Origin of the sequence: Pseudomonas sp. NBRC 111140, assembly GCF_001320885.1 — a bacterium.
GTDB lineage: Bacteria > Pseudomonadota > Gammaproteobacteria > Pseudomonadales > Pseudomonadaceae > Aquipseudomonas > Aquipseudomonas putida_P.
In genome coordinates, this window is sequence record NZ_BCBQ01000151.1 from 1 (window position 1) to 9,000 (window position 9,000).

Here is a 9,000-nt window from a genome sequence, read left to right on the forward strand (position 1 = left end):
TCAGGGTGGCGTCGGTGCGGTCGGTGCGGTCGTCGAGACCGTCCAGCTGCACTTCCAGGTTATCGATGTAGGTAGCCTGGAAGCCATCACCCAGCTCAGCACGCTCGCGCTTGAGGAACTCCAGCATTTGCGGAGTAACGAACTCGGCGATCTTGTCCATTTCGTTGGCATCCCAGTGCTGCTGCAGCGACTGGAAATGGTTACGGGCGGCAGCCAGGAAGTTCTGCTCGTTGAACCACGCCGGGGCGTTGATTACCGGAGCGGCTGCGGCGGCAGGTGCGGCCGAACCCCCGAAGATCGACGGCTGGGCAGGCTGGGCGTGAGCCTCACGCTGCATCGGCGCATGGCCTGGCATGGCCATTTGCGGCTGCTGCTGGCGGCGGCGCGCGGCGATGAAGCGGAACACCAGGAAGGCAATGAGCGCCACGATCAGGAAGTCCATGATCTGGAAGCCTTCGAAACCGTCGCCCATGAACATGGACGCCAGCAGGCCACCGGCGGCCAGGCCGGCCAATGGGCCCAACCAGCGCGAAGCACCGCTGGCGGCCGGGGCTGCACGACCAGGTGCGGTCGGCGCGGCGGCAGGCGTGGTTGGCGTAGCCTGGCGGGTCTGGTGAATAGGCGCGGAGCCCGAGCTCTTACCGCCGCCGAAACGCTTGGCGTTGGCGTCCAGGCTCAGCGTCAGGCCGACGCAGAGCGCCAGTGCGATGCTAAGAAAACGTTGCATAAGTGGGATATCCCCTGTTGTGGATTGCACGCGCGTCATGGTGCACAGGTTCCCGGGCACATGACCAGCGACATAATGTTTCGAGCTTTTGCCTGAATGTTACAAGGCCGCCCCGGCAGGGCGGCCTTGCGCTTTCAGATGGCCTCGAGCTTGGCATACCCCAGCATCAGCCACTTGCTGCCTTCGGCAAAGTTCACCTGCACCCGCGCCTGCGCACCCGAGCCCTCGAAGTTGAGGATCACACCTTCGCCAAACACTGCATGTTGTACACGCTGGCCAAGGTTGAACGCGGTCTGCGGAATACTGGCATTGGCAAACAGGTTGCTGTTGGTGGCGGTCTTGGCCCCACCGAACGGGCGGCTGACGCTGTTGGACAGGCGCACTTCCTGAACCAAGCCTGGCGGAATTTCGCGCACGAAACGCGACACCTTGTTGTAGGTCTCGCTGCCATACAGGCGACGGGTTTCGGCATAGGTCATGACCAGCTGGCGCATGGCGCGGGTGATGCCCACGTAGGCCAGGCGCCGTTCCTCTTCCAGGCGGCCGGGTTCTTCCAGGCTCATCTTGTGCGGGAACAGGCCTTCTTCCATGCCCACCAGGAACACATACGGGAACTCCAGGCCTTTGGCGCTGTGCAGGGTCATCAGCTGGATGCTGTCTTCATGCTCATCAGCCTGGGTATCGCCCGCTTCAAGCGAGGCATGCCCCAAGAAGGCTGACAGTGGCGAGAGGTCGGCATCTTCGTCGGCGGATTCGAAGTTGCGTGCAGCGCTGACCAGTTCCTCAAGGTTTTCTACCCGTGCCTGGCCCTTTTCACCTTTTTCCTCCTGGTGATAGAGGATCAGCCCGGACTGCTCGATGGTGGTCTGGGTCATGGTATGCAGCGGCATGTCCACGACTTTGGCGGCCAGCCCCTCGATCAACTCGATGAAAGCCCCCAGGGCACTGGCGGCGCGGCCCTTCAGGGCCTTGGCGGCGAGCAGCTGGCACATGGCCTCCCACATCGACAACTGGCTGTGGCGGGCGTGCTCACGGATGGCTTCGACGGTTTTTTCGCCGATACCGCGCGGCGGCACGTTGATCACCCGCTCCAGGGCGGCATCGTTGCCACGCCCTTCGATCAGCCGCAGGTATGCCATGGCGTTCTTGATTTCGGCGCGTTCGAAGAAGCGTTGGCCGCCATAGATGCGGTAGGGGATGCGCTCGCGCAGCAGGGCCTCTTCCAGCACCCGCGACTGGGCGTTGGAACGGTACAGAATGGCGATCTCGTTACGCGCATTGCCCTGCTTGACCAGGCTTTCGATGGTTTCTACCACGTAGCGCGCTTCGTCATGCTCGTTGTAGGCCGCGTACAGGGTCAGCGGTTCGCCTTCGCCCATGTCGGTCCACAGCTCTTTGCCCAGGCGCCCACTGTTGTTGGCGATCAGGGCGTTGGCAGCCTTGAGGATGCCGCCGGTGGAGCGGTAGTTCTGCTCCAGACGGATCATCTCGGCGTCGGGGAAGTCGGCGGTGTACTGGTGAATGTTTTCGATCTTGGCGCCGCGCCAGCCGTAGATCGACTGGTCGTCATCGCCTACGGCCATCAAGCTGGCGCCACCGCGCGCCAACAGGCGCAGCCAGGCGTACTGCACGGCGTTGGTATCCTGGAACTCGTCCACCAGCACGTGCTGGAAGCGCCGCTGGTAGTGCTCCAACAGGCCCGGGTGGTCGCGCCACAGGTCCAGGGCGCGCAGCAGCAGCTCGGAGAAGTCGATGACCCCGGCGCGCTCGCAGGCCTGCTCGTAGGCGGTATAGACCTCGCGCATGGTCGCCAGGAACAGGTCGCCACCGGCCTGGATATGCTGCGGGCGCAGGCCCTCGTCCTTCTGCCCGTTGATGAACCACTGGGCCTGGCGTGCCGGCCACTTCTGCTCGTCCAGGCCCAGCTCACGCATTACCCGCTTGATCAGGCGTTGCTGGTCGTCGCTGTCGAGGATCTGGAAGTTCTGAACCAACCGTGCTTCCTGCCAGTGGGCCCGCAGCAGGCGATGGGCCAGGCCGTGGAAGGTGCCTACCCACATACCCGCCGGGTTGATCCCCAGCAGTTGCTCGATCCGCTGGCGCATTTCTGCAGCAGCCTTGTTGGTGAAGGTCACCGACAGGATCGAATGCGGCGACGCCTGCTCTACCTGGATAAGCCAGGCGATGCGGTGCACCAGCACGCGGGTTTTACCGGAACCGGCGCCGGCAAGCACCAATTGACGCCCGAGCGTGGCCGCTACGGCCTGGCGTTGGGCATCGTTGAGGGAATTAAGCAGGAGGGAGAGGTCATCTGTGTGCATCGGGCCATTCTAGGGCGCAGCAGGGGAAGGGTAAATGGCACTGTATGAATATTCACCCTTGCGCAACTGCAAAGCGGCCCCTGCAGGCCGTGCGCCTGCAGGGGCCGTCACGTCTACATCAATGGGTTTCCACGATGTCGGTGATGCAAGTGATCAGTTGGCCGTCGTGGAAAATATCTGCAGCGCATACCTGCGATGCAGCGCGAAGCGCTTCAGCTGTGCCAGTGCCTGCCATGCCGCGCCAGTAGGCTGTTGGCCTGCTCCGGGCCGTTGTTGCCCGCCGGGTAATGGCGTGGCGCCTGAAAGTGCTCTTCCCAGCCCTTGATGATCGGGTCGACCCACGCCCAGGCCGCTTCCACTTCATCACGCCGCATGAACAGCGTCGAGTCGCCTTCCAGGATGTCCAGCAGCAGGCGTTCGTAAGCACCCCAACGACGGGTCTGGCCGAACACCTGGGCCAGGTTGAGGTCCAGGTCCACCGGCTCCAGTCGCATGCCTTTGCCGGGGCTTTTGGTCATCATGCGCAGGCTGATGCGTTCGTCCGGTTGCAGCTGGATCAACAGCTGGTTGACCTGGCCGCCGCTGAAAAGCTCATGGGGCACAGGCTTGAACTGGATGACGATCTGCGAAGTGCGCCGCGCCATGCGCTTGCCGGTGCGCAGGTAGAACGGCACGCCAGCCCAGCGCCAATTGTCGATGTGCGCCTGAACGGCCACAAAGGTTTCGGTATCGCTGTCGTTGTCCACGTCCTTTTCGAAGTAATAGGCCGGCACTTCCTGGCCACCGATGTAGCCGGCACCGTACTGACCACGCACGGTCTTGTCCTGTACGTCCTGCCCAGTAATGGGCTTGAGGGCACGCAGGACCTTCACTTTCTCGTCGCGCACGGCCTCGGCTTCGAACTGCGCGGGTGGCTCCATGGCCACCAGGCACAGCAGCTGCAGCAAGTGGTTCTGGAGCATGTCGCGGGTTGCCCCGGCACGGTCGTAGTACCCGCCGCGGTTCTCTACACCGAGGGTTTCGCAGGCGCTGATCTGCACATGATCGACCTGGCCGTTGCGCCACACAGGTTCAAGCAGGGCGTTGGCAAAGCGCAGCGCCATGAGGTTCTGCACGGTTTCCTTGCCCAGGTAGTGATCAATGCGAAACACCTGGGGTTCTTCGAACACGGCGCCGATCGCTTCGTTGATGGCGGTGGCCGAGTGCTGTGAATGGCCAATGGGCTTTTCCAGCACAATGCGCGCCTCGCTGTCGGCCAGCCCGGAAATACGCAAGTGGTTGGCGATTGGCACGAACAGGGAGGGCGCGGTGGCCAGGTAGAAGACGCGGGTCAGCCCGCCAGGCTCGCCGAGGTAGCGCGCCAGGCGACCGAAGTCGGCGCTTTGCGAGGCATCCATGGGGAAGTAGTCGAGGCGCGCGGCAAAGCGTTGCCACACATCTTCGTCGAAGTCGGTGCGGGCAATCTGCGCCCGGCAATGCCGTTCTGCGAGCTTGAGGTATTCGTTACGGCTGATGTTGCGGCGGGCGAGGGCAATGATGCGTACCGCGTTGTTCAGGCGCGCCTCGCGATACAAATGGTAGAGCGCCGGAAGCAATTTGTGCAGGGCCAGGTCGCCCGTGCCACCGAACACCAGAATGTCGCAAGGAATAGTCAAACCACCACTCTCCACGTTCGTTTAACTGGGCGGGTTGGCGTCCATGTAGTATAACTACAAGAAAGCTACAACCCGGCCAGCCGATCATAACCGAGTCCAGCCCGTGAATCTGTTGCAACATATCGCCCAATCGCGCCACCTGCTGCGCAAATCGGAACTCAAAGTGGCCGACCACGTGCTGCTCGACCCGGCTGCCGTCATGCACAGCTCCATGGCCGATCTGGCGCACAGTGTGGGCATCAGCGAGCCGACCATCGTACGTTTCTGCCGGGCGATCGGTTGCTCGGGCTTCCAGGACCTGAAACTCAAGCTGGCGCAGAGCCTGGCGGCTGGGGCCAGTTTTGGCCAGTTTGCCATCCATGAAGACGACTCGGTCGCCGACTACAGCCTGAAGATCTTCGACACCACCCTGCACACCCTGATGGAAGTGCGCGAGCACCTCGACCCGCATGCGCTTCAGCAGGCGGTGAGCGCCATGGCCCAGGCACAGCGTGTCGAGTTCTATGGCTTTGGTGCCTCTGGTGCGGTGGCGGCCGATGCCCAGCACAAGTTCTTCCGCCTGCTGCTCAGTGCCGCTGCTTATTCCGACCCGCACATGCAGGCCATGTCGGCGGTAACCTTGAAGCCGGGCGATGTGGCCGTGTGTATTTCCCAGTCGGGTCGCTCCAAGGACTTGCTGATCACCGCCAACCTGGTGCGTGAGAGCGGCGCCAACCTGATTACCCTGTGCCCCAGCCAGACGCCGCTGGCCGAGCTGTCGACGGTCAACCTGGCGATCGACGTGCATGAGGACACCGAAATCTATACCCCGCTGACCTCGCGTATCGCCCACCTTGTGGTGATTGACGTGCTGGCCATGGGCGTGGCCATGGCGCGGGGCCCGAGCCTGGTCAACCACCTGAAAAGCGTGAAGCGCAGCTTGCGCAGCCTGCGTTTGTCGCCCAAGTCGATCAAGGCTACAGATGACTGAATTCGGCCTGTAACGGCCTTTACGCGACTTCATCCGTGAAAAGGCCGGCAAAGGCGAAGCAAATTTCACTGTTTTGTCACCATTCCACAGCCAAACCGTAAACCATCAAGGCCAGTCTGAAACTCCCGCATCCTATCTGGGAGACAGGCAATGGCTCGTGACTTCGATGGTACGTACCAACCCAACGCCAAGGCTCGCAAACAGCAGGAAAAGGATCAGCGCCGCATGGAATACCGCCGCGCGATCGAAAGCTATTGCGACCAACGTCAGCTGCTGCGCGACCTGGTGGATTACCCCGAGTTGCAAGAACTCACGGTGTGGCAGGCGTCGGCGGCAACTTCCCCGAAAAACGCTCAACAAGCGCGCTGATCAACGCACGTTCGCCGCGGATGAATGCCAGAAAGGCCAAGGCCACCGGCGACTGTCGCTTGGCCTTGGACTGCACCACGCACCAGCTGCGGTACAGCGGCAGTTCCTCCACCGGTAATTCCTTCAGCACCCCGGTGGCCAGTTCCAGGTTGACTGCGTGGCGGGTGAGCAGGGCGATCCCAAGGCCGGCGATCACGCATTCGCGCTGGGCATCGGCCGATGCAACCTCCAGGGTCTGGGTGAAATGCACGCGCTTGTCCTTGAAGTACTCTTCGCAAGCCTTGCGCGTCCCTGAACCTTGCTCACGGACCAACAGGGTATGAGGCTCCAGGTCCTGCAGGCGCAGCTGCTCGAGCTTGCACAGCGGGTGCTCGGGCGGCGCCACGGCAACGATCGGGTTGTTGAGGAATGGCAGAAACTCCAGACCCATGTCCTGCGGCACCATCGACATGATGATCAGGTCGTCGCGGTTGTCGGAAAGACGGCGAATGGCCTGGGCGCGGTTGACCACTGTCAGGGTCAGGTTGACCTCCGGGTGACGCTGCTTGAAGGCGGCGAACAGGTGTGGCACGAAGTACTTGGCACTGGACTCGATCGCCAGCTTCAACTGACCCTGCAATGAGCCCTGCATGTCCGACAGCTGCATGTCCAGGCTCTCCAGGCGCCCGAAAATGTCGTGGCTGGCGCGTTGCAATGCTTCGGCCGCCTCGGTGAGGTAGAGCTTCTTGCCCACATACTCGAACAGCGGCTGGCCGATCAGCTCTTCAAGCTGGCGGATCTGTAGACTAACGGCGGGTTGCGTCAGCGACATCTCTTCCGCCGCACGGCTGTAAGAACGTAAATCACACACCTCATTGAAGATCTGCAATTGACGCAAAGTCATACGCATCAAGGACTTACGCATTTCTTTTCTCGCCTTCGGCAACACCTTGTTACCGCACTATAAGCTTTTGCTAATACAGCCCCTAACAAATATTGATTTTTGTTTATCGACCTACAGCGCTAGGGTGAATGTGCGACTGGCCAGCAACGCCTGGTCACGCGCCGACCGGTAGAACCGGCTCGACTGTTCCTACGGCTTTGGGAAGACTCCAGTGATAAAAAAAATCCTGATCGCCAACCGAGGTGAAATCGCAGTTCGGATCGTGCGTGCCTGCGCCGAGATGGGCATACGCTCGGTAGCGATCTTTTCCGACGCCGACCGGCATGCCTTGCACGTCAAGCGCGCCGACGAAGCCCACAGCATTGGTGCCGAGCCGCTGGCCGGCTACCTGAACCCGCGCAAGCTGGTGAACCTGGCTGTGGAAACCGGTTGTGATGCCCTGCACCCGGGCTATGGTTTTTTGTCGGAAAACGCTGAACTGGCAGAGATCTGCGCCGAGCGCGGGATCAAGTTCATCGGCCCGGCCGCCGACGTGATTCGCCGCATGGGCGACAAGACCGAAGCGCGCCGCACCATGATCGCCGCTGGTGTGCCGGTCACCCCTGGCACCGAAGGCAACGTTGCCGATATTCATGAAGCCTTGAGCGAAGGCGAGCGCATCGGTTACCCGGTGATGCTCAAGGCCACCTCCGGTGGTGGCGGTCGCGGTATTCGCCGTTGCAACAGCCGCGAGGAACTGGAACAGAACTTCCCACGGGTGATTTCCGAGGCGACCAAGGCCTTTGGTTCGGCTGAAGTGTTCCTGGAAAAGTGCATCGTCAACCCCAAGCACATCGAGGCGCAGATCCTCGGTGACAGCTTTGGCAACGTGGTGCACCTGTTCGAGCGCGACTGCTCGATCCAGCGCCGTAACCAGAAACTCATCGAAATCGCCCCAAGCCCCCAGCTCACCCCCGAGCAGCGCGCCTACATTGGCGACCTGGCAGTGCGTGCGGCCAAGGCGGTGAACTACGAGAACGCCGGTACCGTGGAGTTTCTGCTCGCCGATGGCGAGGTGTACTTCATGGAAATGAACACCCGGGTGCAGGTGGAACACACCATCACCGAGGAAATCACCGGTATCGACATCGTCCGTGAGCAGATTCGCATTGCCTCGGGCTTGCCGCTGTCGGTCAAGCAAGAAGACATTCAGCACCGCGGTTACGCGTTGCAGTTCCGTATTAACGCCGAAGACCCGAAGAACAACTTCCTGCCAAGTTTCGGCAAGATCACCCGTTACTACGCCCCCGGCGGCCCCGGCGTGCGTACCGACACGGCGATCTACACCGGCTACACCATTCCGCCGTTCTACGACTCCATGTGCCTGAAACTGGTGGTGTGGGCGTTGACCTGGGAAGAAGCCATGGACCGCGGCCTGCGGGCCCTGGACGACATGCGCGTGCAAGGGGTGAAGACCACCGCCGCGTACTACCAGGAAATCCTGCGCAATCCGGAATTCCGTAGCGGCCAGTTCAATACCAGCTTCGTCGAAAGCCACCCTGAACTGACCAACTACTCGATCAAGCGCAAACCCGAAGAGCTGGCCCTGGCCATCGCCGCCGCCATCGCCGCCCACGCAGGCCTGTGAGGAACCCCATAATGTCCAAGAAAATTCACGTAACCGACACGATCCTGCGCGACGCCCACCAGTCCCTGCTGGCCACCCGCATGCGTACCGAAGACATGCTGCCGATCTGCGACAAGCTCGACAAAGTCGGCTACTGGTCGCTGGAAGTCTGGGGTGGCGCCACCTTCGACGCCTGCGTGCGCTTCCTCAAGGAAGACCCGTGGGAGCGCCTGCGCAAGCTGCGTGCAGCACTGCCCAATACTCGCCTGCAAATGCTGCTGCGCGGCCAAAACCTGCTGGGCTACCGCCACTACAGCGACGACGTGGTCAAAGCTTTCGTCGCCAAGGCTGCGGTCAACGGCATCGATGTTTTCCGTATTTTCGACGCCATGAACGACGTGCGTAACCTGCGCGTGGCCATCGAAGCGGTCAAGGCCGCCGGCAAGCACGCCCAGGGCACCATCGCCTA

At 61.8% G+C, this 9,000-nt stretch carries 7 protein-coding genes and 1 pseudogene; 4 read left to right on the top strand and 4 right to left on the bottom strand.

Annotated features, from left to right (window positions below):
• From APH42_RS27910 to zwf, 3 genes are all read right to left on the bottom strand, one after another.
• A partial coding sequence (locus APH42_RS27910) for a Tim44 domain-containing protein (protein WP_060494689.1) occupies positions 1-727 on the bottom strand: 727 nt, incomplete at its 3' end.
• Positions 728-861: 134 nt separating this feature from the next.
• Positions 862-3,048 (bottom strand): DNA helicase II, encoded by a 2,187-nt coding sequence (gene uvrD, locus APH42_RS27915; RefSeq protein WP_012274880.1) that lies wholly within the window; start codon positions 3,046-3,048, stop codon positions 862-864.
• A gap of 212 nt (positions 3,049-3,260) precedes the next feature.
• A complete protein-coding gene (gene zwf, locus APH42_RS27920) occupies positions 3,261-4,703 on the bottom strand; it encodes a glucose-6-phosphate dehydrogenase (protein WP_012274879.1) in 1,443 nt (480 codons plus the stop codon).
• A gap of 103 nt (positions 4,704-4,806) precedes the next feature.
• On the opposite strand from zwf, the gene hexR reads away from it, so the two are divergent.
• Together hexR and APH42_RS27930 are read left to right on the top strand one after the other, a co-directional pair.
• Positions 4,807-5,673 carry a transcriptional regulator HexR gene (gene hexR / locus APH42_RS27925; RefSeq protein WP_012274878.1) on the top strand — a complete coding sequence of 289 codons (867 nt, stop codon included), beginning with the start codon at positions 4,807-4,809 and terminating at the stop codon, positions 5,671-5,673.
• Positions 5,674-5,823: 150 nt separating this feature from the next.
• Positions 5,824-6,042: a PA3496 family putative envelope integrity protein gene (locus tag APH42_RS27930; protein WP_012274877.1), complete on the top strand. Its 219-nt coding sequence runs from the start codon at positions 5,824-5,826 to the stop codon at positions 6,040-6,042.
• On the opposite strand, the gene APH42_RS27935 is transcribed toward APH42_RS27930, so the two are convergent.
• Positions 5,984-6,946 carry a LysR family transcriptional regulator gene (locus APH42_RS27935; RefSeq protein WP_012274876.1) on the bottom strand — a complete coding sequence of 321 codons (963 nt, stop codon included), beginning with the start codon at positions 6,944-6,946 and terminating at the stop codon, positions 5,984-5,986. The two genes, APH42_RS27930 and APH42_RS27935, sit on opposite strands and share 59 nt — an antisense overlap.
• A gap of 190 nt (positions 6,947-7,136) precedes the next feature.
• Between APH42_RS27935 and APH42_RS27940 the strand changes: the two genes are divergently transcribed.
• Both APH42_RS27940 and APH42_RS27945 read left to right on the top strand, forming a co-directional pair.
• Positions 7,137-8,552, top strand: a complete 1,416-nt coding sequence (locus tag APH42_RS27940; protein WP_012274875.1) for an acetyl-CoA carboxylase biotin carboxylase subunit — start codon at positions 7,137-7,139, stop codon at positions 8,550-8,552.
• An 11-nt stretch (positions 8,553-8,563) separates the two neighbouring features.
• Positions 8,564-9,000: pseudogene (locus APH42_RS27945) on the top strand (pyruvate carboxylase subunit B); the annotation flags it as partial.